Raw genomic sequence first — 25,336 nt, 5'->3', positions numbered from 1 at the left:
CTCCCGTTACTCAGGGTTGTCCGCGAGGGATCTCGCAGCCCGGACGCAGTGGGCCAGCGCCCTGCGCGCGAAGTCGGGAGAAGCCCCCGCGAGCCCGCACGACGGAGTGAGCGTGACCGCCTCCGCGAGAAGACCCGGCCGCAGCCCCAGCCTGCGCCACAGCGTCCTGACACCCATGACGCTACCGGCAGGGTCCGACAATGGGACGTCCACGCCGGGGATGACACCGGCGAACAGACGCGTACCCGCTTCGGCCGCTTCGCCGATGGCATCGTCGTCACGCTCGGTGAGGAGCGAGAAGTCGAAGGAGACCGCCGCCACGCCCGCCCGGCGCAGCAGGGCGAAGGGGACGTCCGGTGCGCAGGAGTGGACCACGACAGGACCGCCTCCGTGCACCCCGACGACGTCCCGGAGCGTCGCCTCGGCGACCTGGCGGTCCACGGCGCGGTGGGTGCGGTAGCCGCTGGCGGTCGGCACCTGGCCGCGGAGCACGGCGACGAGGGAGGGTTCGTCGAGCTGCAGGACGATCTCGGCCCCGGGAATCCGGCGGCGTACGTCTTCGAGGTGGAGGCGCAGTCCTTCGGCGAGTGATCCCGCGAGGTCGCGGCAGGCGCCCCGGTCGGAGAGGGCGGACTCGCCGTTCCTCAGTTCCAGCGCGGCGGCCAGGGTCCAGGGCCCGACGGCCTGCACCTTCAGCGGCCCCTCGTACCCCTGGGTGAACTCCTCCAGGGCGTCGAGGTCCTCGCCCAGCCACGACCTGGCCCGCTTGGTGTCCCGGCCCGGCCGGTCCCCGAACCGCCAGCCGCTGGGCTCCACGCGCGCGTACAGCTCGACGAGCATCCCCGCGGTCCGGCCGATCATGTCCGCCCCGGGCCCCCGCGCGGGCAGTTCGGCGAGGAACGGGAAGTCGTCGAGGGAACCGGTGACGGTCTTCGCGGCCTCCCGCGCGTCACCGCCCGGCATGGACCCGACCCCGGTGGCGGAACCGAACCTGAACTCGCTGTTTTCGCTCACCCCGGAAGCCTACGGAATCCCACGGGGAGGTCAGCCGCCCGGGCGCACCGTCAGATCGTTGACCTCGGCGTCCCCGGGCAGGTCGAGCGCCATCAGGATCGTCGTCGCCACCGACTCGGGGTCGATCCACTTCGCCGCGTCGTACTCCTTGCCCTCCTGCTGGTGGACCTTGGCCTGCATGGGGCTGGCGGTGCGGCCGGGGTAGACGGAGGTCACCCGGACCCCGTTCCCGTGCTCCTCGTGCCGCAGGGAGTCGGCGAGGGCCTTCAGGCCGTGCTTGGAGGCGGCGTAGGCGGACCAGTCGGCGTGGGCGTTCAGGCCGGCGCCGGAGTTCACGAAGACCACGTGTCCCTGGGCCATGCGCAGCTGGGGCAGGAAGTGGCGGGTCAGCTCGGCGGGAGCGATCAGGTTGACGTTGAGCTGATGGCGCCAGGACTTCGGGGTCAGCTCGCCGACCGGGCCGAGGTCGACCACGCCCGCGATGTGCAGCAGGGAGTCGACGCGGCCGGGGAGCGACTGGTGCGAGAACGCCCAGGAGAGCTTGTCGGGGTCCGCCAGATCGCCGACCAGGGTCTTCGCCCCGGGGAACGCGGCGGCCAGTTCCCTGGCGCGACCGGCGTCGCGCGCGTGGAGCACGAGTTCGTCCCCGCGCGCGTGCAGACGGCGGGCGACGGCCGCGCCGATGCCGGAACCGGCCCCGGTGATCACATGTGTAGGCATGGACGCCATGCTCGCATCACCGGATGCCGGCCCCGAACCGGGTGCCGCCGCCTCACCGGGTGCCGAAGCTCTCCTCCAGGTAGGCCAGCGCCCCCACCGGCTCCTCGGCGAAGAACACCAGGTCGGTGAGCGGTCGCGGCAGGAAGCCCTCGGCGTCCATACGGCGGAACTGCTCCTTGAGGCCGTCGTAGAAGCCCGCCGTGTTCAGCAGGACCACGGGCTTCTCGGTCTTCCCGTGCTTCTTCAGCTCCAGGATCTCGGTCGCCTCGTCGAGGGTCCCGGTGCCGCCGACCATGACGACCACCGCGTCGGCCTTCGCCAGGAGCAGCGCCTTGCGCTCGGCCAGGTCACGGGCGACGACCATCTCGTCGGCGTCCGGGCGGGCCTTGGCGGCCAGGAAGTCCACGGAGACACCCACCAGGCGCCCGCCGGCCTCCTGCACACCGTCGGCGACCACCTTCATCAGCCCGACGTCGGAACCTCCCCAGACCAGGGTGTGGCCGCCCTTGCCGAGGAGTTCGGCGAACTCCCGTGCGGGGCGCGTGTAGCGGTCGTCGAGGTCGGCGGCGGAGAGGAAGACACAGATGTTCATGCTTTCACCGTACGCGGGAACGATTCGGGGCCCGCGAGCGCTTTCCCGGTATGGCTGAAGGACACACGATCACCATCGAGCAGGGCACCCAGCATGTCCGCGTCGTGCACGGCGGCCAGGTCCTGGCGGAGAGCGACCGCCCCCTGGTGCTGCGCGAGACCGGCTGTCCGGTGCGTTACTACCTCCCGCCCGAGGACGTCCGGCTGGATCTGCTGGCACCCTCCGACACCCACACGTACTGCCCGTTCAAGGGCACCGCGTCCTACTGGTCGCGCCCCGACGCGGCAGATCTCGTCTGGGCCTACCCCGACCCCAAGCCCGACGTCGCCGGGATCAAGGACCACCTCTGCTTCTACGAAGTGGACCTGTCCTGAGTTCGGGGCGCACGCGGGCGTGGTGACGCGATGAGTTCCCGGTCGCCCGGCAGTCTCTACAGGCATGGACAAGAAGACGATCTCGCGCGACGGCACCCCCATCGCGTACGAACGCTACGGTGACGGCCCGACGGTCGTCCTGGTGGGCGGCGCCATGTGCACGGGTGCCACGCTGGCGCCCCTCGCCCAGGCCCTCTCGGACCGCTTCGGCGCCGTCACCTACGACCGGCGGGGCCGCGGCGACAGCGGCGACACCGCGCCCTTCGCGGTCGACCGCGAGGTCGAGGACATCGCCGCACTGATCGACGCCTTCGGGGGCGACGCGGCGCTCTACGGCATCTCGTCGGGCGGCGCGCTGGCCCTGGAGGCGACGGCGAGCGGGCTGCCCGTCCGCGAAGTCGCGGTCTACGAGACGCCGTTCGCCACCGACGAAGGGGCCGCCAAGGGACGTGCCGAGTACACCGAGCGGCTGACCGAGCTGCTCGGACAGGACCGGCGGGGCGACGCCGTCGAGCTGTTCATGACGCTCGTCGGCACGCCCCCGCAGATGATCTCCGGAGTGCGCATGTCCCACGCCTGGCCCGGCATGGAGGCCATCGCACCGACCCTGGCGTACGACAACGCCGCGATGGGCGACGGCCGGGTGCCCCACGAGCGGCTGGCCGCCGTCACCGTCCCGGTGCTCTCGATCGCGGGCGACGCGAGCCCCGAGTGGATGCGGGCGGCGGCGCGGACCGTCGCGGAGGCGGCACCGGTCGGCTCGTACCGCACGCTGGAGGGCCAGACCCACATGGTGGATCCCCAGGTGCTCGCGCCGGTGCTGGCGGAGTTCTTCGGGAAGAAGGGCTAGGGGATGCCGTTCGGATCACGCCGGTCCGCGGTGATCCGGACGACGCCCTTCGGCCGGCGGACCTGGTCCTCGACGTATCGGCCGCCGGACCTGGTCCTAGACGTCCGCCGTCGCGCGCGTGGTCGCCGCGATCGTCGCCGAACCGACCACGCGTGTGCCCTCGTACAGCACGATCGCCTGGCCCGGGGCCACGCCGCGCACCGGCTCGGTGAATTGGACCTCCAGGGAGCCGTCGACCAGCTCGGCGTGCACCTCGGTCTCGCCGCCGTGGGCGCGGAGCTGGGCGGTGTAGGTGCCGGGACCCGTCGGGGCCGCGCCGCACCAGCGGGGCTTGATCGCGGTCAGGGCGGACACGTCCAGGGAGGCGGCCGGGCCGACCGTCACCGTGTTGTTCACCGGCGAGATGTCGAGGACGTAGCGCGGCTTGCCGTCGGCGGCCGGGGTGCCGATGCGCAGCCCCTTGCGCTGGCCGATCGTGAAGCCGAACGCACCCTCGTGGGAGCCGATGACCGCTCCGGCCTCGTCGACGATGTCGCCCTCCGCCTTGCCCAGGCGGTTCGCCAGGAAGCCCTGGGTGTCGCCGTCGGCGATGAAGCAGATGTCGTGCGAGTCCGGCTTCTTGGCCACGGCCAGGCCGCGGCGCTCGGCCTCGGCGCGGATCTCGTCCTTCGTGGTGACCGTGTCTCCGAGCGGGAACAAGGCGTGGGCGAGCTGGCGGTCGTCCAGGACGCCGAGGACGTACGACTGGTCCTTGGCCATGTCGGAGGCGCGGTGCAGCTCGCGCGTGCCGTCCTCGCGGATCGTCACCTGCGCGTAGTGGCCGGTGCAGACCGCGTCGAAGCCGAGCGCGAGCGCCTTGTCGAGCAGGGCGGCGAACTTGATCTTCTCGTTGCAGCGCAGGCACGGGTTCGGGGTGCGGCCCGCCTCGTACTCGGCGACGAAGTCCTCGACCACGTCCTCGCGGAAGCGCTCGGCGAGGTCCCAGACGTAGAAGGGGATGCCGATGACGTCGGCCGCGCGGCGGGCGTCGCGCGAGTCCTCGATGGTGCAACAGCCACGCGCGCCGGTCCGGAACGATTGCGGGTTCGCCGAGAGGGCGAGGTGCACGCCCGTCACGTCGTGCCCGGCCTCGGCGGCACGGGCGGCGGCTACGGCGGAGTCCACTCCGCCCGACATGGCGGCGAGGACGCGGAGGGGGCGCTGCGAGGTGTCAGTCATAACCCCTCCAGAGTACGGGGCCGCGGGAACCGGAGCCCGCGAGTATCCGTTGAAGATCGCATGGGGGAGAAAAAGGGGAAGCCACAGGGCCGTAGGTCCGGGGCGGGAGCCAAGGACGCGGACCAGCCGGTCGGGCGCCGGGTGCTGCTCATCGGCGGCGCGGTGGCGGCCGTGAGCGTGGCCGGGATCGCCCGGGAGAAGCTGTCGCACCTGTGGTGGCGGCTGCCGGGCGTGGAGAAGTCGCGGGTCGCGGGCGCGGTGGACTTCCGGGGCGCGCAGTGGGTGGCGGCGTCGGCGGCGAACTGGCGGCGGGCCGACCGTCCCGACGACTACTCGATAGACCGGGTGGTCATCCATGTCACCCAGGGCAGCTTCGCGAGCGCGGTGAAGGTCTTCCAGGACCCGGGGCACGGGGCGGCCGCGCACTACATCGTCCGCAAGGACGGTCACGTCACGCAGATGATCCGCGAGCTCGACGTCGCGTTCCACGCGGGGAACCGCGAGTACAACGAGCGCAGTGTCGGCATCGAGCACGAGGGCTTCGTCGATCGGGCCTCGTCGTTCACGGACGCGATGTACGCGGCTTCGGCACGGCTGACGGCCGGGATATGCGGGCGGTACGACATCCCCGTGGACCGCGATCACATCATCGGGCACGTGGAAGTACCGGGCACGGACCACACGGATCCCGGACGGCTCTGGGACTGGGACCGGTATCTGCGGCTCGTACGACGGGCCCGGACGGCGTCCGCCTAGGTGAGGCCCGCCGTGCGCGCCCGTTCCACCGCCGGGCCGATCACGCGCGTCACCGCCGCGACGTCCTCCTCCGTGGAGGTGTGACCGAGCGAGAAGCGCAGGGTGCCCCGGGCGAGGTCCGGGGCGGTGCCGGTGGCGAGCAGGACATGGCTCGGCTGGGCCACGCCCGCCGTGCACGCCGAGCCGGTGGAGCACTCGATGCCCTGCGCGTCGAGCAGCAGGAGCAGCGAGTCGCCCTCACAGCCCGGGAACGTGAAGTGCGCGTTGGCGGGCAGCCGGCCGCCCGGTGCCGGGTCGCCGCCGAGGATCACGTCGGGCACGGCCTTGCGGACGGCGTCGACCAGGGTGTCCCGCAGGGCGCCGATCTCGCGGGCGAACCACTCACGCTGCTCCGCGGCCAGCCGTCCGGCGACCGCGAAGGAGGCGATCGCGGGCACGTCGAGTGTGCCGGAGCGGACATGGCGCTCCTGGCCGCCGCCGTGCAGGACGGGTACGGGGGTGTACTCGCGGCCGAGAAGCAGCGCGCCGATCCCGTAGGGACCGCCGATCTTGTGGCCGGACACGGTCATCGCGGCGAGGCCCGAGGCGGCGAAGTCGACGGGGATCTGACCGAAGGCCTGGACGGCGTCCGCGTGCAGCGGGACGCCGAACTCGGCAGCGACATCGGCCAGTTCGCGGACCGGCATGACGGTGCCGATCTCGTTGTTGGCCCACATGACGGTGGCGAGGGCGACGTCGTCGGGGTTGCGGGCGATGGCCTCGCGCAGGGCGTCGGGGTGGACGCGGCCGTACGCGTCGACGGGCAGGTACTCGACCGTGGCGCCCTCGTGCTCGCCGAGCCAGTGGACCGCGTCGAGGACGGCGTGGTGCTCGACGGGGCTCGCGAGGACGCGGGTACGGGCGGGGTCGGCGTCTCGGCGGGACCAGTACAGGCCCTTCACCGCGAGGTTGTCGGCCTCGGTGCCGCCGGAGGTGAAGACCACCTCGCTGGGACGGGCGCCCAGGGCGTCCGCCAGGGTCTCACGGGCTTCCTCGACCGTCCTCCGGGCAGAGCGGCCGGCGGCGTGGAGGGAGGAGGCGTTGCCCGTGACGCTCAGTCGGGCGGTCAGAGCCTCTGCCGCCTCGGGAAGCATCGGGGTGGTCGCGGCGTGGTCGAGGTAAGCCATGGTGGGCCCGATTCTACGGGCCCGCTCTCCCCCTGCCTCGGCCCCCACCGGCGTGACGCCCCGCCCCGGCTCGCGGGCGGGGTCGCGGCGCGCTTCCCGGCTCCGCGCGGGCCCTCGATCGGCGCACGGGACACCCCGCCTACGCGGCGCCTCCGGCTCCGTCCCGCGGGCGCCCGCGCCGGCGCCCCGGTAGTCGGCCCCGGCCTCAGAAGCTCCAGGACACCGTGCTGTCGAACTGCATGAAGGCGACCAGGACGACCAGGTCGGCGACGCCCAGGCCGAGGCCGAGGAAGGCGCGGCCGCGGCGGGCCGTGCCGCGCCACAGCGCGACGGAGGCGAGGGCGATGGCGATGGGGCCGAGGAAGACGTTCAGCACCAGGAGGCCGAGGAGGCCGAGGATGAAGGCGGCCACGGCCATGCCGTCCGCGTCCCGGACGGCGGTCCGGCGCGTGGCGCGGGCGGCCTCGGCGGGACGGGCGGTTCCCGTGGTGCGAGCGGTGCGAGTCGTGCCGGTGGTGCGCGTGGTGAGTTCCATGAGGTGAGTCAGCTCCCAACGGTCAGTCGGTGAAGGTGTGGGACCAACGGCCGGTCGGCAATGCTGCGGGACCAGAGGTCAGTTGACGGAGGGGTGGCGTCGGCGGGTGTTGCGCTCACGCAGCGCGAAGACGACCAGCCAGACGCCGATGACGGCTGCGGCGACGAGGGTCACGGGCAGCGGCGCGTGCGCCACGGAGCCCATGACGACGCCGAGCAGCAGGAGTGCGGCGACGAGGAACAGCATGAGGTGCCTCTCGAAGAAGTCTCGTAGTCCGGTCCCGGACCGTCCGGTGCCTCGACGGTGAGGCACGGATGTTTCCGGGACTTGACGACTCAGTGAACGGTTGTAGTAACAGTTGTTCACTGACTTCCGAGTCTAGCGCCTCCGACGGCTTTAAAATTCCAGAGAACAGTTGTTAACTGCATGGCATGAGTCACACTCTCGGCATCCGCCAGGCGCAGAAGCAGAAGACCCGACAGGCGCTGCTGGACGCCGCGTTGGGGCTTCTGGAGGACCAGAGCCTGAGCAGCCTGGGTCTGCGCGAGGTCACCCGTGCCGTCGGAGTCGCCCCGACGGCCTTCTACCGGCACTTCCGCTCGACGGCGGATCTCGGGGTGGCCCTGGTCGAGGAGGCGCTCGGCAGCCTGCACCCGATGATCGAGGACACGGTGTCCGCGGCCGGCGACAGCGACGAACGCATCGCCCGTGCCGTGGAGCTGATCGCCCATCACGTGGGGACGCACCCGGCGCACGTCCGCTTCATCGCGCGCGAGCGGCACGGCGGGGTCCAGCCGGTGCGGGACGCGATCCGCGAGCAACTGGCCCGGTTCGCCGAGGAAGTGAAGGACGCGCTCGCCGAGCACCCCGAGTCGCAGGGATGGAACGACGACGATCTGCTGATGCTCGCGGGTCTGTACGTCGACCACATGCTGATGGCGGCCTCGGCGTTCCTGGAGGCGCTGGACGGCTCCGAGGCGGAGCGCGAGCGGGTGGCCCGGATGGCGAGCCGTCAGATGCGGCTGATCAGCATCGGCCGCCGTCACTGGCTCGGCTGACCGCGACGACCGGCCGGGACAGGGAGGGGCGGGGAGGGGCGGGGCGGAGCCCGGCCACGCCACACACGGCCCCGCCCCGCCCTGCCTCACCCCGCCCTGGCGACCGCAGCCCTGGCGACCGCAACCCGCAGGCCGGTCTCCCGATGCGTCAGCCCTGCGCGGGTGACTGCGCCTGCCCCTGCCCCATCTGGCCGCCGCCCGGACCACCGCAGCCGCCCTGGCCGCCGCCCATGCCGCCGCCGGGAGCGCCGCTCGGAATGCCCGAGGGGTTGCCGGAGGGCGCCTTCCCGGTGGGCATGCCCGACGGGGCGCCCGAACGTGAGGGCATGCCCGAGGGCATGCCGCTGGGGCGTCCGGAGGCACCGCTCGGCATCCCGGAGGGACGCGTGCAGTTCTGGCCGTCGGAGGTCTTGCTGTTCGAGGACGACGAGTCACCGGAGCCGCAGGCCGCCAGCAGGGGCGAGAGCGCGAGGAGGGCGACGACGGGGACGAGTCGTGCACGACGGTTCATGGGGCAACTCCCGGTCAGGTCACGTGGACCGGCTGAGGAAAGCCGGACGAGCGGGGGCCAGAGCACCAGATCCACGTAGGGCCGCGCTGTGCGGCGGCTGTGCTTTGCTGTGCGGCGCCCTCGCCGCATCGGGCTCAACCCCCTTCGTACACCGCGCTGATGGCCGCCGCTGTCGCCGCCAGTTCCTGCCGCACCTCGGCGGGCGCGAGGACCTCCACGGCGTCTCCGAAGGCCAGCAGCGTGCGGGCCTCACGGACCGAGCCGAGGGAAAGGCGCGCGGTCACCCACTCGCTCGCGCCGTCGTCCTCGGGCAGCTCCGCGAGGGTGGCCGCGTTGAGGCGCGCGAACATGTCGAGGCGGGAACGCCGTACCCGAACCGTGACGTCGAGAGCCCCCGGCCGCTCCTCGACCTGGCGGCGCAATACCTCCCAGACGTCGGCGAGTTCGACGCCCGGCCGGCGCCGCACCGGCTCCGGCAGGAGGGTGGCCGCGCGGACCCGGTCGGCACGGAACAGCCGCGGGGTGCCGCGCCGGTCGGCGACCAGATACCAGACACCGGCCTTGGAGACGAGCCCGTACGGGTCGACGGTGTAGGTGCGCGGTTCGGTCTCCCCGCCGTGCCGGTAGCGCAGCCGCAGCCGGCGGTCGGTGAAGACCGCGTCCTGCAACACGTCGAGGTCGACGGCCCGTCGGGGCCCGCCCTTCCACCGGGTGGCATCGACGAGGACGCGCCTGCTGGTGACCTCGGCGGCCGGCCGGAAGGGTGCGGGCAGCGCGGCCATCACCTTGCGCAGCGCGGAGCCGAGCGCCTCGTCGAGGCCGAGAGCCGCGTGCGCGCCCTGCGCCGCGAGGATGAACAGCGCACGTGACTCGTCCGCGGTCAGTCCCGTGACGTCCGTACGGAATCCGGCGAGCAGCTCGATGCCGCCGTGCCGCCCGCGCTCGGCGTAGACCGGGACGCCGGAGGCGGACAGCGCCTCGATGTCCCGGTAGATGGTGCGCACCGACACCTCCAGCCGGTCGGCGAGCTCGTGCGCCGGGACGCGGCCGCGGGTCTGGAGCAGCAGGAGGATCGAGAGCAGGCGGTCGGACTTCACGCGCCCAGGATCGCGCCCGCCGAGGGCCGCCGCAAATGTTGACGGAAACTGTCAGGTTATGCGGCGAGGGTGAGGGCACACCGAGACACGGAAGAGGTCAGTCATGAACGCCATGGACCCCCGCCCCCTGTACACCCGCGCCGCCGAGCAGATCGCGTCACTGATCGGGACCGTCCGGCCGGAACAGCTGGCCGGCGCCACCCCGTGCGCCGAGTTCGACGTACGCGTGTTGCTGTCGCACATCGTGGGCGGCACCCGGCGGATCGCCGTGATCGGGGCGGGCGGGGACGGGCTCGCGGTGCGGCCGTTCGTCGACGGCGTGCCGGACGACGGCTGGAGCGCCGCGTACGACGAGGCCGCGGCGGAGGTCGCCCGGGCGTGGGCGGACGACGCCCGGCTGGAGGCGTCGGTGCGGGTGCCCTGGGGCGAGGCCCCCGGACGCATCGCCCTCGCGGGGTACGTGATGGAGGCGGTCACCCACACCTGGGACCTCTCCGAGGCCCTCGGCCGGCCGCTCGAACTCGATCCGGAACTGGCCGAGTTCGCGCTCGCGATCGCCGGCCGCGTACTGCCCGACGAGGGACGCGAGGACCCCGAGCTGCCCTTCGGCGCGGTGGTGCCGGCCCCCGGAGGGGCCGACGTCTACGAGCGGCTGGCGGCCTGGACGGGCCGTCGGCCACTGGTGACCGTCTGACGGGCCCCGGCTCCGCCGCCGGGCGCAACCGGTCACCGGCGGGGACGGACGCCGCCGGGGCCGGACGAAGAAGGCGGTCGGCGGACCGACGGAGCCGCGCCCACGTGAACCCGCGGACCTGGCCCAGCCAGTCGACGGAGCCGCACCCGCGTGAACCCGCGGGCGCGGGTGGCCCACCAGCCGAACCGCGCCCGCGCGAAACCACCGGACCTGGCCCAGCCGGTCGGCGGAGGCGTGCCCGCGTGAACTCACGAGCGCGGGTTCCCCATCAGCGGACCCGCGCCAGCGCGAACCACCGGGCCTGGCCCAGCAGTTCAGCGAAGCCGTGCCTGCACGAACACCGGCCCCCGGGCAGCCGGTCAGCGGAGTCACGCCCGCACGAACCACCGGACCCGGCCCAGCAGTTCAGCCAAGCCGTGCCTGCACGAACACCGGCCCCCGGGCAGCCGGTCAGCGGAGTCACGCCCGCACGAACCACCGGACCCGGCCCAGCAGTTCAGCCAAGCCGTGCCTGCACGAACACCGGACCCCGGGCAGCCGGTCAGCGGAGTCACGCCCGCACGAACCACCGGACCCGGCCCAGCAGTTCAGCCAAGCCGTGCCTGCACGAACACCGGACCCCGGGCAGCCGGTCAGCGGAGTCAAGCCCGCACGAACCACCGGACCCGGCCCAGCCGGTCGGCGGAGGCGTGCCCGCGTGTACCCGCGGGCGCTGGTGGCCGTCAGCGGAGGCGTGCTCGGGCGAGTTGGCGGGACTGCGCGACCAGCCGGTCGGCACTGTCCCACACCTCCGCGTCCTCCTCCAGGAAGCCCCCGGCGAGGTTGCGGGTGGTGATCGAGACCCGCAGCGGGCCGGGTGCGGGGCGGGAACGCACGTGCACGGTCAGCTCGACGGTCGGCACCCAGCCGGACAGCCCGATCTCGAAGGCCGTCGGCGGCAGCGCGTCGACCGCGAGGAGCAGCGACAGCGGGTCCGCGTCGCGGCCGTCGGCGAGTCCGAACCACGAGCGCATCTCGCCCTTCCCGGACGGCGCGCCGAGCGCCCAGCCCAGGGTCGCGGGGTCGAGCTTGAGGAACAGCCGGTCGGTGATCGCCGAGCTGCCGGGGATCGGGGCGGGCGCGTCCTGCGGACCGAAGCACTGGTCCATCGGCGGGATCGCGGGCGGCAGCGCGGTCGTCCGGACGTCGTCGGGCAGCGTGTCGAGATCGCCGTACGAGGCGAGCACGCGGATCCGCTCGATCTCGCGGCCCTCGTCGTCGTACTGGAAGAGGGACGCCTGTCCGGTCGACAGCGTCCGGCCGGTGCGTACGACGTCCGTGCGGATGACGGCGGGGCCCGGCTGGGACGCGGTCAGATAGTGCGCGGAGATCGTGAACGGATCGGAGTGCGGGAGGGCGTCGGCGAGCGCGCGGCCGAGGACGGCCAGCAGATAGCCGCCGTTGACGGCGCTGATGATCGTCCACCCGGCGGAGAGGTCGACGTCGTAGACGCCGGCCTCGCGCAGGGTGACGGCGGTGTCCCGGTCGAACTCGCTGTCGCCGATCGTGGCCCGTACGGCCTGTACCGAAGCTGCTTCTGGCATACGTGAACGGTACAACAGGAAATTACTAAGCGGTAGCTTTCACTTGTTTCCGATGCGTGACCACCCGCCGCCCCATCCAACCGGGTGAGTATTCGGCCATTTCTCGTCAAGTGTCCGCAATCACCCGTGACCAATCGGTCCGACTTCTCCTCTGACAGGACATGAGCCTCACCGGGACTCCGTTCCTCCTGACCGCGGTCGCGCTGTGTGCCGTCGCCCTCGTGCTGCCCCTGGCCCTGTGGTCCCGCGTCCCCGGGCCGGCGCCCGTGCGCGGCGCGGCCAGGCTCCTGATGCTGCTGTTGGTCCAGGGCACGGCCGTCAGCCTGGTCTTCGTCCTCGTGAACAACGCCAACAGCCTGTACGACGACTGGGCCGACCTTCTCGGGACCGGCGACCATGTCGAGCGGGCCGCCGACCTCGGGCCGGACGGCGCCGGAGGGATCGCGCCGGAGAGCCTGCCCAAGGTGCGGCAGACCTTCCGGCCGGCCGACGGACGGCGGATGCGGCAGGCCGGCGGAGTGCGCGTCACCGACCTGAGGGGGCGGGTGTCCGGGGTGAACGCGGAGGTCTACGTCTGGCTGCCGCCGCAGTACGACGAACCCGCCTACCGCCACCGGAAGTTCCCCGTGGTGGAACTGCTGCCGGGCTACCCGGGCTCCGCGAAGGCGTGGTTCGGATCGCTCAAGGTGCACGAGCAGTTGCTGCCGATGATGCGCGACGGGCGGGTCGCGCCATTCATCCTGGTCGCGCCGCGCACCAACCTGCTGGCCCGGGCGGACACCGGGTGCGCGAACATCCCGGGCACGGTGAACGCGGAGAGCTGGCTCAGCATCGACGTGCCGAGGATGGTCACGGACAACTTCCGCGCCGAGGCCGCCCCGGACGGCTGGGCGACGGCCGGGTACTCGGCAGGGGCGCACTGCGCCACCAAGCTGGCCGTCGCCCACCCCGACCGATACCGGGCTGCGGTGAGCATGTCCGGCTACAACGACCCGAAGGGCGAAAGCAGTTCACTCGCCGGGCGGAGCGCCGAGCTGCGCGTGCGGAACAATCCCCTGCTGCTGCTGCGCGCCGACCGCGTCCCGCCCCGGATCGCGCTCTACTTCTCCGGCGAGTCCGGCGACGGCTACGAGGCGGGCGCTCAGGTCCAGGCGATCGCCAAGCCGCCGACGAGCGTGGACGTGGTGCTGCTGCCGCGCACCGCGGGCGGCCACGACATGGGGCTGTGGCGTCCACAGCTGCCGGAGGTGTTCCGCTGGCTGACACAGCGGTTCACCGATGGCACCGGCACCGGCACGGACACCGGCACCACGGTCGACCCGGACGAGACGGAGGGCACGACCGACACCCCGGGAAGGTCCGGCCTGGTGGACACGGCAGACCCGTTCGGCACGGCCGACCGGGTCACGGGGTCCCTTCCTCGCTCACCGTCGAGCGGCGGTTCCACGCGCGCGGAGCTCGCCAGTGGTACCGCATCGCGAACAGCCGCAGCACGAAGGCCGTGACCACGGCGAGGCCGCTGGTGAACGGGGTGAGCACGTCGTAGCGGATGCAGAGCACCACCATCGTGGCTCCGACGATCGCGGGCACCGCGTAGAGGTCGCGGTCCCAGCGCAGCAGCGAGGGCACTTCGTTGGCGAGGACGTCCCGCAGCACACCGCCGCCCACGGCCGTCGCGAGGCCGAGGGCGGCGGAAGCGGTCAGACCGAGCCCGTAGTCGTACGCCTTCACCGTGCCGGTGACACAGAACAGTCCGAGCCCGGCCGCGTCGAAGACGTTCACGCCGACCTGGATGCGCTCCACCTGAGGGTGCAGGAAGAACACGAGCAGGGCGGCGACGATCGGCGTGGTGAAGTACCCCAGGTCCGTGAAGGCCGCCGGGGGTACCGCGCCGATGATGATGTCGCGCAGCAGCCCTCCGCCCAGCGCGGTGATCTCCGCGAGGACGGCGATGCCGAAGACGTCGAAGTTCTTGCGGACGGCCAGCAGAGCGCCGGAGATCGCGAAGACGAAGATGCCGATCAGATCGAGCGTGTGCTGGACGGAGGGGCTGAACAGATGCTGGAACACCCCCACATTCTCACCTGTCGCGGGGTGTGCGCCTTACGAAGGAAGGTCTAGACGGCTGGCTTGCCTGTGGTGAACAGCCAGGTCTGGAAGAGGTCGTCGAGCTGGCGGCCGGAGATCCGCTCGGCGAGGGCGATGAAGTCGGCGGTACTGGCGTCGCCGTACCGGTGCAGCTTCGTCCACGCGGGGAGCAGCTTGAAGAAGGCGGTGTCGCCGATGCGTTCGCGCAGCATCTGGAGGGTCATCGCGCCGCGCTGGTAGACCGCCGAGGCGAACATCGTGTCCCGCTGCGGATCGGCGACCGTGATCTGCCAGAAGGCGGAGTCCGCGGGCCGCGCGTCGTACCCGGCGACGAACGAGTCGTGCGCCGAGCGGATGCCCTTGTGCTCGGACCACAGCCACTGGGCGTAGGTCGCGAAGCCCTCGTTCAGCCAGATGTCCTTCCAGCGGTCCACCGAGACGGAGTCGCCGAACCACTGGTGGGCCAGCTCGTGCACGATGGTCGACTCCGAGCGCACCGCCGAGTACGCGGGCTTCGACTGCACCTCCAGCGAGAAGCCGGCCTGCGGCATGTCGTCGACGATCGCACCGGTCTCCTCGAACGGGTACGGGCCGAAGACCTGCGACCAGTAGTCGGTGGCCTCGGCGGTGACGCCGTACACGTCGACGCTGTTGCTGTTGGCGAGCACCGGGTCGACGGCGACGTAGATCGGTGTCCCGGCGGGGGTCCTGCCGGTCTTCACGTCGAACTTCCCGATGGTCGCCGTGGCGAGGTAGGTGGCCATGGGCCTGCTCTCACGCCAGTGCGCGACCGTGCTGCCGCCCCGGTTCCGGGTCGATATCAGGCGCCCGTTGGAGACCGCGGTCAGACCCTTGGGCGCCGTGATGCGGATGTCGTAGGTCGCCTTGTCGGACGGGTGGTCGCTGGAGGGGAACCAGGTGGAGGCGGCGTTGGGCTCGCAGGCGACGAAGACGCCGTCGGAGGTCTTCATCCACCCGTAGTCGGAGCCGAACACGATCGGGCCGCTCAGCGCTTCGGGTACTCCGCCGTAGGTGACGGTGACCGTGAAGGTCTTGCCCTTGGCCAGCACACCGCGCGGGGTGATGTGGATCTCGTCGCCCTCGCGCGTGAAGTGGGCTCGTCTGCCGTTCACTTCGACCTTCGTGACGTCCAGCTTCTGGAGGTCCAGGTCGAAGGCGGAGAGGTTCTGGCCGGCGCGGGCGGTGAGGGTCGTACGGCCGTCGAGGCGGTCGGTGTCCGGGTTGTACGCCACATCGAGGGCGTAGTGGCGGGCGTCGAAGCCGCCGTTGCCGAGCTGGGGGAAGTAGGCGTCACCGATGCCGTCGGCGCCCGGGGTGGGGGCGGAGGAGGCGGCGATGAGACAGAAGGAGGCCATCGCGGTCGCGAGGGCCCCTAAACGTGCCGAACGGGAGAGTGCCATCAGCGTCCCTTTCGTACGTGTGCCGATCGTTTCCGATCAGACGGACACGCAGGACTCTGCACTCTCCCGTTCGAGCATGCTCATGACTTTGCCAAGTCGTCACGGCCTACTTGCCGGTTGACTCCTGACGATCGGCTTCCGCAACCGCGGAGTCCGACGCGGAGCCGGCCTCGCCGGTCTCCTCACCGGTGGCGGCGACCTCGGCCGGAGCCTCGCCCGACACCTCGGCGGACTTCACGGCGGAGACCAGCTCCACCGCTTCCCGCGCCGCCGACAGCAGGACGACGTCCTGCGGCGCCTGGTCCGCGGCGTTCTCCGGGTGGTGGCAGGCGACCTGCTGACCGGGCTTCAGCTCGATGAGCGGCGGCTCGGTCGTCTTGCAGATCTGCGTGGCCTTCCAGCACCGGGTGTGGAAGCGGCAGCCGCTCGGCGGCGCGATCGGCGAGGGAACGTCACCCTTGAGCAGGATCCGCTCGCTCTTGGCACCCCGGCGCTTGGGGTCCGGCACCGGCACGGCCGACATCAGGGCCTTGGTGTACGGGTGCATCGGCGCCTCGTACAGCGAGCTGCGGTCGGCGAGCTCGACGATCTTGCCGAGGTACATCACCGCGATGCGGTCCGAGACATGGCGGACGACGGAGAGGTCGTGCGCGATGATCACGTACGTCAGACCGAGCTCGGACTGCAGGTCGTCCATCAGGTTCACGACCTGCGCCTGGATCGACACGTCGAGGGCCGAGACCGGCTCGTCCGCCACGACGAGCTTCGGCTTCAGGGCGAGCGCGCGGGCGATGCCGATGCGCTGGCGCTGACCGCCGGAGAACTCGTGCGGGTAGCGGTTGAAGTGCTCGGGGCTCAGACCCACCAGCTCCAGGAGCCGCTGGACCTCCTTCTTCACCCCGCCCTCGGGCTCCACGTTCTGGAGCCGGAACGGCGCCGAGACGATCGAGCCGATGGTGTGACGGGGGTTCAGCGACCCGTACGGGTCCTGGAAGATCATCTGGATGTCCCGGCGCAGCGGGCGCATCTTCGAGGCGCCCAGCCGGGTGATGTCCTGACCCTCGAACTCGATGGAGCCGCCGGTCGGGTCCTGGAGCCGGGTGATGACCCGGCCCATGGTCGACTTGCCGCAGCCGGACTCGCCGACGACGCCGAGCGTCTCGCCCTTGCGGACCTCGAAGTCGATGCCGTCGACGGCCTTGACCGCGCCGACCTGACGCTGGAGAACGCCCTTCCGGATGGGGAAGTGCTTCTGCAGCCCCTGGACCCGGAGCAGAACCTCACGGTTCTCCGAGGACTTCGCGCGGTGCTCGGGGGCCGCTGCCTGCTGCGGGATCACCGGACCCGCGCCGTCCGTCTTGTTCGTCTCACTCACAGCTTCGGCGCAATCTCTTCGGTCCAGATCCGCGTGCGGTCCTCCTGCGAGAGGTGGCAGGCGGTGTAGTGACCGCTGCCGATCAGCTGCAGTTCGGGGCGCACGGTGCGGGTGACATCGCCCTTGGGCAGGTCCGCGTACGGGCAGCGCGGGTGGAAGGCGCAGCCCGAGGGGACGTTGATGAGGCTCGGCGGCTGGCCCTTGACCGGGATGAGCCGGTCGGACGTCTCGCGGTCGATACGGGGCATCGAGCCGAGCAGACCCCAGGTGTAGGGGTGCTGCGGCTGCTCGAAGATCCGGTCGACGGAGCCGCGCTCCACGCACCGGCCGCCGTACATCACCAGCACCTCGTCGGCGATCTCGGCGACCACACCCAGGTCATGGGTGATCAGGACGACCGCGGAGCCGAACTCCTTCTGCAGATCGCGGATGAGGTCGAGGATCTGCGCCTGGACGGTGACGTCGAGGGCGGTCGTCGGCTCGTCCGCGATGAGCAGCTCGGGGTTGTTGACGAGCGCCATGGCGATCATCGCGCGCTGCCGCATACCGCCGGAGAATTCGTGCGGGTAGCTGTCGACGCGCTTGGCCGGCTCCGGAATACCCACCCGGTCGAGCATCTCGATCGCCCGCTTGCGGGCGATCTTCTTGCTGACCTTGTGGTGGACGCGGTACGCCTCCACGATCTGGTTGCCGATCGTGTAGTACGGGTGCATCGCGGACAGCGGGTCCTGGAAGATCATCGCCATCTCGCGGCCGCGGAGCCTGCGCACCGCGTCCGGGTCGGCGTTCACCAGTTCCTGGCCGTCCAGCCAGATCTCGCCGGACATCTGGACGTTCTTGCCGCGAGCGCCGAGCCGGTGCAGGCCCATGACCGCCAGCGAGGTGACGGACTTGCCGGAGCCCGACTCACCCACGATGCAGAGGGTCTTGCCCTTCTCCACCGAGAAGGTCAGCCCGTCGACGGACTTGACCAGACCGTCGTCGGTCGGGAAGTGCACCCTGAGGTCGCGTACGTCGAGGAACGGCCTGGCAGCGTTCGAGGTCGAGGAGACGGGCTCGCCGACCGCGGCGTCAGTCTTGGACAGTTCGGTCACGAGAGCCTCACCCGCGGGTCAGCGGCGGCATACAACAGGTCCACCAGGAGATTTGCTACGACGACGAAGAACGCGGCGAGGAGGGTCACGCCGAGAATGAGCGGCAGGTCGTTGTCGGTGATGCCCTGCACCGCGTACTGGCCGACACCGTGCAGGGAGAACACGGATTCGGTGATCACGGCACCGCCGAGCAGCAGACCGAGGTCCATGCCGAAGACGGTGATGATCGGGGTGAGGGCGGCGCGCAGTCCGTGCCGGACCACGACCCTGCCCTCGGGCAGGCCCTTGGCACGGGCCGTGCGGATGAAGTCCTCGTTCATCGTCTCCATCATGCCCGAGCGGGTGAGCCGCGCGTAGATGGCGGAGTACAGGAGCGCGAGAGAACACCATGCGGGGAAGAGGGTGTTGGCCCACTCCGCGGGGTTCTCGGTGAACGGGACGTAGGTACGGCCGAAGATCGGCCACTGGATGGTGAAGAGCAGCAGCGCGAGGCTACCCGTGAAGAACATGGGCAGCGAGACACCGGCGAGCGCGATGCCCATGAAGGCGCGGTCGAAGAGCGAGCGCGGCTTGAGCGCCGAGATCACACCGATCGTCACACCGGACACCAGCCACAGCACGGCAGCACCCGCGGCGAGCGAGAGAGTCACCGGAATACGGGAGGTGAGCTCCGGCCAGACCGCCTGGTGGGTCTTGAAGGAGTACCCGAAGCACGGCGCGTCACAGTGCGCCGTGGTGGGACCCAGATCATAGGTGGCGCCGACCACGATCCCCTTGATGAAGTGCCAGTACTGGACGTAGACGGGCTGGTCCAGACCGAGGTTGTGCTTGACCGCGAGAATGTCGGCCTTCGTGGGGCTCTTCCCGATGTACTGCTGCGCGAGCTGGTCGGCGGACTGGCCTACCAGTCTTGGCAGCAGGAAGAAGATGGCGAAGGTGACCGCGGAGACGACCAGGAGCAGGATCACTGCCGCTGCCGTCCGACGGAGGATGTACGAGATCACGGGGATCGGCGCTGGTGCCCGCGGGCCGTTAGGCCCGCGGGCACCAATGCCTTCACCTGCCTTCCGGGGCTGCTACTTCTTCGTGGTGCCGATGTTGAGGTAGTCGTACTGACCGCTGAAGGCCGCCGTGGAGACCAGGTTGGTCGCGTACTGCGGGCGGGCCAGCAGAACCTTGAAGTAGGTCAGCGGCACGAGGACGGCGTCGTCCATGGTCTTCTTGTCGATCTCGGTGTACAGGCCGTTGCGCGCGGCGTTGTCCTCCGTACCGATCGCCTTCTCGAGGAGGGCGTTGACGTCCTTGTTGTCGTACTGCGACAGGTTGGTGTTACCCGAGTCGCCGATCGCGGAGCCGTTCAGGATCTGCTGCAGGAAGCCGTAGCCGGAGGGCCAGTCGGCACCCCACTGCATCATGATCAGGCCGATGTTCTGCTTCTCGGTGAACTTCGGGACACCCGCGTAGTCGGTGAAGTACTTGCCCGACGGGTACTGCTTCAGGGTGGCGTTGATGCCGGCCTTCTTCAGCGACGCGATGATCGCCGTGGCAGCGTCGATCTCCTGCGGGCGGTCGCTGCGCGCGGAGATGTTCGTGCTGATGGTCGACTTGCCACAGGCCTTCAGCTGGTCCTTGGCCTTGGCCGCGTCACCCTTGCTGTCGGTGGAGGCGTAGACGTCCGACTTGGCGTAGCCCGGGATGTCCGGCGGGAGAACCGTGGAGGCGATGTCGCCACGGATCGGGCCGCCCTCGGCGGTCTGCACCGAGACCTTGTCGATCGCGAACTGCACGGCCTTGCGGCACGCGACGTTGTTGAACGGCTTCACCTTGGTGTTGATCGCCATGTAGACGAGACGGCCACCGTAGGTGTTGTCCGTGTTGGCCTTCTTGTCGGCCGAGCTGAGCAGCTGGGCCTGGGTCGCGGCCTGGACACCGCCACCACCGAGGTCGATCGCGTCGCCCGCGAGGACGTCCTTGTCGATCGTCTCGGCGGCGACCTTCAGCTTGACGACGATCTTGTCCGGGTACTGCTTGCGCAGCGGGTCGGACTTCGCGTCCCAGTTCTCGTTGCGCACGAGGACGGCCTGCTTGCCGTCGGCGTAGCTGTCGAACTTGTACGAGCCCGAGGACACGATGTTCTTGACGTAGTCGACGCCGTTGTCCTTGGCCTGCGGGACCGGCGCCGTCTGCGGCGAGGCGACCAGGTAGTCGAACTCCTGGAAGGCGGTCTTCAGGTGGAAGACGACCGTGGTGTCGTCCGGGGTCTCGATGGAGGAGAGGCCCTTGCCGCTCTTGTCCTTGTAGGGACCCTTGTACTTGTCGCCGCCCACGAGGAACTGCTGGAAGTAGTTCGGGCCGAGGGAGAGCACGTCACGCGCGAAGTTGGAGCGCTCGACCGCGTACTTGACGTCCTTGGACGTGATCGCGGTGCCGTCCTGGTACTTCAGACCCGTACGCAGCTTGTACGTCCAGGTCTTGCCGCCGTCGCTCGGGACACCCGCGCTGGCCGCGAGGTCCGGGACAAGGGTGTTGCCCTTCTCGCCGGCGCCGGGCTGGAACGTCATCAACGGGCGGGCGTACAGCCGGCTGAGGTTGTACATGTACGCGTAGTACGTGTTGCCCGGGTCGAAGGAGTCCGGCACGTCCGAGTACTCGTACGTGACCGTGCCCCCCTTCTTGGTGGAGGCGTTGACGACGTCCTTGGTCGCTGCGTTGGCCCCAGCTGACTTCGTGTTGTCGGTGTTCTTGTTGTCATCGGCCTTGCTGCAGCCTGCAACAAGCAGACTCGCGGAGCCGATGGCCGCAATAGCGGCCAGCGCTGACCTTCGCATGATGGGCGGGTTCCCCTCCATTGTCGGAAACTTGGTGTTCTCTCGGTACGCGTCAGGCATCAGCGACTGCGCGGGTCGAGAGCGTCGCGGAGACCGTCGCCCAGCAGGTTGAAGGCGAGGACGGTCACGAAGATGGCGAGGCCGGGCACGATCATGAACTGCGGGTCGACCTCGTAGTAGGTGACCGCTTCACGGAGCATGCCGCCCCACGACGCCTGCGGGGGCTGGATGCCGACCCCGAGGAAGCTCAGGGACGCCTCGAAGAGAATGTTGGTCGGGATGAGCAGCGTCGAGTAGACGATGATCGGGCCGACCAGGTTGGGCAGCAGCTCCCGGAACAGGATGTACGGGCCCTTGGCGCCCATGCCCCGGGAGGCGTCCACGAATTCCCGCTCACGCAGGGCGAGCGTCTGGCCTCGGACGATCCGGCCCAGGTAGGGCCAGTTGAAGAAGCCGATCACGAAGATCAGCACGCTCAGGTGGAGCGGGAGCCCTTCGAGACCGAACGCGCCGCCCTGCAGGGTGGCGGAGATGGCGATCGCGAAGAGCAGGAGGGGGAAGGCGAGGAAGGTGTCCATCAGGCGGCTGATGATCGCGTCGACCCGCCCGCCGTAGAAGCCCGCGACGACGCCGAGGATCGCGCCGATCACGTTCGACAGGATGGTCGCGCCGAAGGCGACGACCAGCGACACCCAGGAGCCCTCCAGGAGGCGGGTGGCGAGGTCACGGCCGAACTTCGGGTCCACACCGAGCGGGTGGTCCACGCTCATGCCGCCCATCCCGCCCTTGGGCAGCGAGGTGTTGGCGTCGATCAGGTCCTGGTTGAACGCGTTCGCGTCAAGCCCGAGCATCGACTGGATGGGCCGGGCGAGGATGGCCATCAGGACGAGCAGTATGACGATGACACCGCCGGCGACCGCCACCTTGTCGCGCTTGAAGCGCGTCCAGGCGATCTGTCCCAGGGAACGGCCCTCGATCTGCCCCTTGCCGACTCCGGCAAGCACAGCCTCTGGCTGCGCTTCCGACGCCGTCGCGGTGGTCTCGATCGGTGCGGTCACAGTGACCCGACCCCTCTCGCCGGTGGTGACCGGCCTACGCCTGCCGCTGTCTGCGGCTTGGTTCACTTGCTCGCCGGGAAGTTGACCGCAGATGGTGCGGTCCGATGACCCGGCAGATGATTCGACTTGCACTCGCTCACAGGATCGATGACCCCGTGTCTGATGGGCGAGTCTTCAGTGCCGCCACGATCACGTGCCAGGCCTCGTGGAGAAAGTATGCGCAACCGTGATGCTTGTTGGGGGATTCCGTTATCCGAACAGTGGGTAACGCGAGCCGGACGACGGGCAATTGGGCTACAAAGACTCATCAAGGCCCATTCAGTGCGAAGTAGCACCAAATCGGGACAATCAACCCATGCGCCTGCTCCCCCGCAGGTCAGCAGCATGGTGTGCACGACACAGAAGGGTCATGCACAAGGTCATGATGCCAGCCGCACTCGCACGGCCGTTCCACAGGTCCGGGATACGGGACGCTCTCAGTAGCCGCCGCGGGCCGGGGGATAGCCGTAGCCGCCCGCCATCGGCGCCTGCGCGGGAGCCGCGTGCGCCTCACGGTCGTAGAACGGCCGGGCGTTGGCACGCAGCCACATCGCGACCGGGTCGAACTCGTCCGACATCGCCACGGTGGAGACCGGCAGCCCGTCCGGAACAGCGCCGATGGACTGCTGCATCATCGCCCGCACCGAGTCGACGGCGGGCGGCGAAGTGTCGTACACGTCAAGGCCGATGGCGAGATACGGCGCCCCGAGCGTGGGCTGGACCCAGGCACGCCGCAACGAGCGTACGGCCGGGGTGAGATGGGCGTTCTGGGTGAGCAGGGCGTAGAACTGCGGGATCTCGATGCCGGGCTCGGAGAGCCGGAGCGGGCCGGCGGGCTGCCGCTCCAGGCCCGTGGCGATCCGGCGCAGATCCAGCCAGGGGATGCCGAGGCCGCCGCCTGGGGCGTGCGGGTTGAGCCAGAGACCGAAGTGGTCGGGGTACAGGGTGCGGGCGACGTCCAGCCCGTCCACCACCTCGTACGAGCGGTTCCAGCCGCTGGCCGAGAGTTCCTGGGCGGAGGTGACGCAGGGCGCGTACCCGAAGCCGTCCACCTGCATGTTCCCGTACTGGGCGTCCGGGGAGCCGGACTGGCCGTGCCACAGGAGCATCCATACCTGGCCGGACGACGGCGTCGCGAGCGCGCGAAGGAGCGCCTCGTAGGCGTCGTAACGCCCGGGCGTCACCTGGCGCAGCATGTGCTCGACCTGCCCGGCCGCGGCCGTGCCCGACGCGCTCACCCTCAACCGCCCCTTCGCGAACAATTCACGACGAACTCATCCATTACGCCCGAGGTACCGGTGACGCACGTGCGTCAACACCTCGACCGGGCCATGAAACCAGCTTATGCGGCGATCGCGCTCCGCCGGGGGAAGCAGCCGAGAGCCGAGACGCACCGCGCGGGGGAAGCCGCGGACCGTCGGCGGCCGTGCGCACGGTCCCCCGCGCGCCCTCGCGACGGTGCCGTTCAGTGACCGTGCTGGTAGAAGGGGCGCACCTGGGCCCGCATCCAGTCGCCGACCGGGTCCTGCGTCACGTCGAGGAGAACCAGGTTCACCGGAATGTTCATCGGGACGCGACCGAGGGCACGGCCGAGGGCGTCGAGGGGAAGCGTGCGGGCCTCGCCCTCCCAGAGCGAGAGTTCGACGCCGATGAACATGACCGGATCGTCACCCTCGATGCTGGCCAGACAGCGGCGGGCGCTCAGGACGACGCCGGTCCCGGCGAACTCGGCCGAGGCAGCGGCGAGGAAGTCCATCGGCTCCTCCTGCCAGTCGGGCTCGAAGAGCCGCACCCGGCCACCGCTGGCCGACCCGTCCAGCGGGGTCCGCCCGGCCCGGCACAGCTCGGCGACGGCCATCGGCGGCAGCGGTACGCCGACCACGCCGTCCGGGTTGACCGCGATGCCGACCTGTGGCGGAAGTCCGCGGGCGAACTCCACGGCGGGCGCGATCGTGTACGCCATGTGTCCGCCGGTGACCTGGCGGAACTGCTCCTCGGAGCTGAAGACGGGGACGTACACCTGGCCCCCGAGCTCCATCGTGGGCAGATCGAGCGGGCCGCTCTGCGGGCCGCCGCCGTTGGGCAGCGGCACCCAGACGAAGCTGCGCCCGAGCACCTCGACGATACGGGCGCCCGACGAGGGCCCCGCGGGAACGCCGAGGGAGGCGGACAGCACCTCCTCGAGCTCGTTGCCGGGCCAACCGCCGTGCGGGTGGGGGTGCGCCTGTGCCGGGAAGTCCATCTGTCTACCGCCTGCTTCGAACCACTGTTCCGGCTGGAAAGGTTAATGGGCCGCCGCGACCGGTCAGTGGCCGAAGTCGATCCGTCGCAGCACGTCCGCCGCGTCCCGGTCGATGAGCACCGCCGAACCGCAGCCCTCGGGCAGGCCGCCCTTCTCGACGGAACGCAGCAGCCGGGTGATCGCGCCGCGATGGCGCGCGAAGGCGTAGCGCGAGACGCCCCGGCCGCGCTCGCGCTGGCCGTCCAGGGCGGTGTCCGGCGTGACGTCGAGCAGCAGCAGGTGCAGTGCGCCGCCCCGGCGCCGGGCCTCGCGGGCGAGCCAGCGGCGCACCCAGGCCTGCGTGCCGCAGTCGTGGACCACGACTCCGCCGCCGCCGCGCAGCGCGCGGCGCAGGCCGGCGTAGTGCGAGAGGCGGACGAGGGGGCGGTAGACCGCGTAGGGCAGCAGGCGGGCCATCCCGCCGTCCCAGCGGTCGCGGGTGTCCTGCGAGTCGATGCGCGCGCCCTTCACGGCCCGCCGCATCAGCGTCGACTTGCCGCTGCCGGGCAGTCCTGTGACCACGACGAGGTCTTCCGCCCCGAAGCGGAGACCGTGCGGGCTGTGGCCCGCCCGGTCGCGGAGGTCGCGGACGACGACCGCCGGAAGCGGGCCGCACGCCTCCCTGGCCGTCGCGCCGGGCTGCTCCGGCAGCGCGAGACCCGAGGTCGTCGCGTACGCCCTGGTCCTGTTCACCGTGACCGTCCTCCCCATGGATGTGGAGTCCCATCCCCGTCGAGTGTAAAGAGAAGGCAATGCCCGGCGCTTCCTGTTTCGGTGCGTGGACTGCCACAGGCCGGTTACAGATGGCGGACTGCCGGGATCGGACAGCGCGTGCAATGATGGCCGCGCCAACTGCATACCGGCCGCTTGAATCCGCGCGGGAGAGTCCTGGGTACGTGTACCCGGGCGCCGAAGGAGCAAGTCCCTCCCTTGAATCTCTCAGGCCCCGTTACCGCGCGGGCGAGGCACATCTGAAAAGCGGGC

26 protein-coding genes and 1 riboswitch are annotated in these 25,336 nt (G+C 70.6%); of the genes, 6 read left to right on the top strand and 20 right to left on the bottom strand.

The genetic code is table 11. The annotated features are described in order from the left end of the window. Positions 1 to 6 precede the first annotated feature (6 nt). The 3 genes from OG788_RS31075 to OG788_RS31065 are packed head-to-tail and all read right to left on the bottom strand — an operon-like array spanning position 7 to position 2,326. On the bottom strand, positions 7 to 1,014 hold the full coding sequence (locus OG788_RS31075; protein ID WP_406374600.1) for a methionine synthase: 1,008 nt from the start codon (positions 1,012 to 1,014) through the stop codon (positions 7 to 9). 30 nt (positions 1,015 to 1,044) lie between these two features. Then, positions 1,045 to 1,734: an SDR family oxidoreductase gene (locus tag OG788_RS31070; protein ID WP_406374599.1), complete on the bottom strand. Its 690-nt coding sequence runs from the start codon at positions 1,732 to 1,734 to the stop codon at positions 1,045 to 1,047. Between the two features lie 52 nt (positions 1,735 to 1,786). After that, complete coding sequence (locus tag OG788_RS31065; RefSeq protein WP_351541773.1) at positions 1,787 to 2,326, bottom strand: TIGR00730 family Rossman fold protein; 540 nt, start codon at positions 2,324 to 2,326, stop codon at positions 1,787 to 1,789. Between the two features lie 50 nt (positions 2,327 to 2,376). Here OG788_RS31065 and OG788_RS31060 point away from each other — a divergent pair, with 50 nt between their 5' ends. Continuing rightward, complete coding sequence (locus tag OG788_RS31060; RefSeq protein WP_406374598.1) at positions 2,377 to 2,700, top strand: DUF427 domain-containing protein; 324 nt, start codon at positions 2,377 to 2,379, stop codon at positions 2,698 to 2,700. Between the two features lie 64 nt (positions 2,701 to 2,764). Beyond that, positions 2,765 to 3,550, top strand: coding sequence for an alpha/beta fold hydrolase (locus OG788_RS31055; protein ID WP_406374597.1), 786 nt, complete (start codon positions 2,765 to 2,767; stop codon positions 3,548 to 3,550). Between the two features lie 96 nt (positions 3,551 to 3,646). Here the strand turns inward: OG788_RS31055 and mnmA are convergent, their stop codons facing one another. Next, positions 3,647 to 4,768, bottom strand: coding sequence for a tRNA 2-thiouridine(34) synthase MnmA (gene mnmA / locus OG788_RS31050; RefSeq protein WP_406374596.1), 1,122 nt, complete (start codon positions 4,766 to 4,768; stop codon positions 3,647 to 3,649). A 60-nt stretch (positions 4,769 to 4,828) separates the two neighbouring features. Between mnmA and OG788_RS31045 the strand changes: the two genes are divergently transcribed. After that, the gene (locus OG788_RS31045) at positions 4,829 to 5,524 is read left to right on the top strand and encodes an N-acetylmuramoyl-L-alanine amidase (RefSeq protein ID WP_406374595.1); all 696 of its coding nucleotides are present in this window, start codon (positions 4,829 to 4,831) and stop codon (positions 5,522 to 5,524) included. On the opposite strand, the gene OG788_RS31040 is transcribed toward OG788_RS31045, so the two are convergent. From OG788_RS31040 to OG788_RS31030, 3 genes are all read right to left on the bottom strand, one after another. Continuing rightward, the gene (locus OG788_RS31040; protein ID WP_406374594.1) at positions 5,521 to 6,690 is read right to left on the bottom strand and encodes a cysteine desulfurase family protein; all 1,170 of its coding nucleotides are present in this window, start codon (positions 6,688 to 6,690) and stop codon (positions 5,521 to 5,523) included. The genes OG788_RS31045 and OG788_RS31040 overlap by 4 nt on opposite strands. Before the next feature lie 205 nt (positions 6,691 to 6,895). Further along, positions 6,896 to 7,225 (bottom strand): DUF4190 domain-containing protein, encoded by a 330-nt coding sequence (locus OG788_RS31035; RefSeq protein ID WP_356751704.1) that lies wholly within the window; start codon positions 7,223 to 7,225, stop codon positions 6,896 to 6,898. Between the two features lie 78 nt (positions 7,226 to 7,303). Further along, on the bottom strand, positions 7,304 to 7,471 hold the full coding sequence (locus tag OG788_RS31030) for a hypothetical protein (RefSeq protein ID WP_356751706.1): 168 nt from the start codon (positions 7,469 to 7,471) through the stop codon (positions 7,304 to 7,306). A gap of 185 nt (positions 7,472 to 7,656) precedes the next feature. On the opposite strand from OG788_RS31030, the gene OG788_RS31025 reads away from it, so the two are divergent. Then, the gene (locus tag OG788_RS31025; RefSeq protein WP_406374593.1) at positions 7,657 to 8,283 is read left to right on the top strand and encodes a TetR family transcriptional regulator; all 627 of its coding nucleotides are present in this window, start codon (positions 7,657 to 7,659) and stop codon (positions 8,281 to 8,283) included. A gap of 148 nt (positions 8,284 to 8,431) precedes the next feature. On the opposite strand, the gene OG788_RS31020 is transcribed toward OG788_RS31025, so the two are convergent. Both OG788_RS31020 and OG788_RS31015 read right to left on the bottom strand, forming a co-directional pair. After that, positions 8,432 to 8,794 (bottom strand): hypothetical protein, encoded by a 363-nt coding sequence (locus OG788_RS31020; protein ID WP_406374592.1) that lies wholly within the window; start codon positions 8,792 to 8,794, stop codon positions 8,432 to 8,434. 134 nt (positions 8,795 to 8,928) lie between these two features. Further along, positions 8,929 to 9,891, bottom strand: coding sequence for a helix-turn-helix transcriptional regulator (locus OG788_RS31015; RefSeq protein ID WP_406374591.1), 963 nt, complete (start codon positions 9,889 to 9,891; stop codon positions 8,929 to 8,931). 103 nt (positions 9,892 to 9,994) lie between these two features. On the opposite strand from OG788_RS31015, the gene OG788_RS31010 reads away from it, so the two are divergent. Further along, complete coding sequence (locus OG788_RS31010; RefSeq protein ID WP_406374590.1) at positions 9,995 to 10,585, top strand: TIGR03086 family metal-binding protein; 591 nt, start codon at positions 9,995 to 9,997, stop codon at positions 10,583 to 10,585. Between the two features lie 722 nt (positions 10,586 to 11,307). Here the strand turns inward: OG788_RS31010 and OG788_RS31005 are convergent. Beyond that, entirely contained in the window at positions 11,308 to 12,168 is an 861-nt protein-coding gene (locus OG788_RS31005; RefSeq protein WP_351541784.1) for a thioesterase family protein, read from the bottom strand. Positions 12,169 to 12,329: 161 nt separating this feature from the next. Between OG788_RS31005 and OG788_RS31000 the strand changes: the two genes are divergently transcribed. Further along, positions 12,330 to 13,673: an alpha/beta hydrolase gene (locus OG788_RS31000; protein ID WP_406374589.1), complete on the top strand. Its 1,344-nt coding sequence runs from the start codon at positions 12,330 to 12,332 to the stop codon at positions 13,671 to 13,673. On the opposite strand, the gene OG788_RS30995 is transcribed toward OG788_RS31000, so the two are convergent. The 10 genes from OG788_RS30995 to OG788_RS30950 all read right to left on the bottom strand — a co-directional run bounded on the left by OG788_RS30995 (position 13,573) and on the right by OG788_RS30950 (position 25,045). Next, positions 13,573 to 14,238 carry a trimeric intracellular cation channel family protein gene (locus OG788_RS30995; RefSeq protein WP_351541785.1) on the bottom strand — a complete coding sequence of 222 codons (666 nt, stop codon included), beginning with the start codon at positions 14,236 to 14,238 and terminating at the stop codon, positions 13,573 to 13,575. The two genes, OG788_RS31000 and OG788_RS30995, sit on opposite strands and share 101 nt — an antisense overlap. A gap of 47 nt (positions 14,239 to 14,285) precedes the next feature. After that, positions 14,286 to 15,677, bottom strand: a complete 1,392-nt coding sequence (locus tag OG788_RS30990) for a M1 family metallopeptidase (protein ID WP_406374588.1) — start codon at positions 15,675 to 15,677, stop codon at positions 14,286 to 14,288. A 106-nt stretch (positions 15,678 to 15,783) separates the two neighbouring features. Beyond that, a complete protein-coding gene (locus OG788_RS30985) occupies positions 15,784 to 17,052 on the bottom strand; it encodes an ABC transporter ATP-binding protein (protein ID WP_406374587.1) in 1,269 nt (422 codons plus the stop codon). Continuing rightward, positions 17,049 to 18,146 carry an ABC transporter ATP-binding protein gene (locus OG788_RS30980; RefSeq protein ID WP_406374586.1) on the bottom strand — a complete coding sequence of 366 codons (1,098 nt, stop codon included), beginning with the start codon at positions 18,144 to 18,146 and terminating at the stop codon, positions 17,049 to 17,051. Before OG788_RS30980 ends, OG788_RS30985 begins: the two co-directional genes overlap by 4 nt. Continuing rightward, the gene (locus OG788_RS30975) at positions 18,143 to 19,150 is read right to left on the bottom strand and encodes an ABC transporter permease (RefSeq protein ID WP_351541788.1); all 1,008 of its coding nucleotides are present in this window, start codon (positions 19,148 to 19,150) and stop codon (positions 18,143 to 18,145) included. The genes OG788_RS30980 and OG788_RS30975 overlap by 4 nt, the downstream gene beginning before the upstream one ends. 72 nt (positions 19,151 to 19,222) lie before the next feature. After that, positions 19,223 to 20,995, bottom strand: a complete 1,773-nt coding sequence (locus OG788_RS30970) for an ABC transporter substrate-binding protein (protein ID WP_406374585.1) — start codon at positions 20,993 to 20,995, stop codon at positions 19,223 to 19,225. Between the two features lie 38 nt (positions 20,996 to 21,033). Further along, entirely contained in the window at positions 21,034 to 22,032 is a 999-nt protein-coding gene (locus OG788_RS30965; protein ID WP_351541790.1) for an ABC transporter permease, read from the bottom strand. Between the two features lie 476 nt (positions 22,033 to 22,508). Then, positions 22,509 to 23,309, bottom strand: a complete 801-nt coding sequence (locus tag OG788_RS30960; protein ID WP_406374584.1) for an enhanced serine sensitivity protein SseB C-terminal domain-containing protein — start codon at positions 23,307 to 23,309, stop codon at positions 22,509 to 22,511. A gap of 227 nt (positions 23,310 to 23,536) precedes the next feature. Beyond that, positions 23,537 to 24,313 (bottom strand): enhanced serine sensitivity protein SseB, encoded by a 777-nt coding sequence (locus OG788_RS30955; RefSeq protein WP_351541792.1) that lies wholly within the window; start codon positions 24,311 to 24,313, stop codon positions 23,537 to 23,539. Positions 24,314 to 24,376: 63 nt separating this feature from the next. Beyond that, a complete protein-coding gene (locus OG788_RS30950; RefSeq protein WP_406374583.1) occupies positions 24,377 to 25,045 on the bottom strand; it encodes an AAA family ATPase in 669 nt (222 codons plus the stop codon). Positions 25,046 to 25,220: 175 nt separating this feature from the next. Beyond that, a riboswitch (glycine riboswitch) is annotated at positions 25,221 to 25,317 on the top strand. Positions 25,318 to 25,336 lie beyond the last annotated feature (19 nt).

This window comes from Streptomyces sp. NBC_00647 (assembly GCF_045207245.1).
GTDB lineage: Bacteria > Actinomycetota > Actinomycetes > Streptomycetales > Streptomycetaceae > Streptomyces.
The sequence above is the reverse complement of the archived record's forward strand: the minus strand, read 5'-3'. Positions and strand labels throughout refer to the sequence as shown.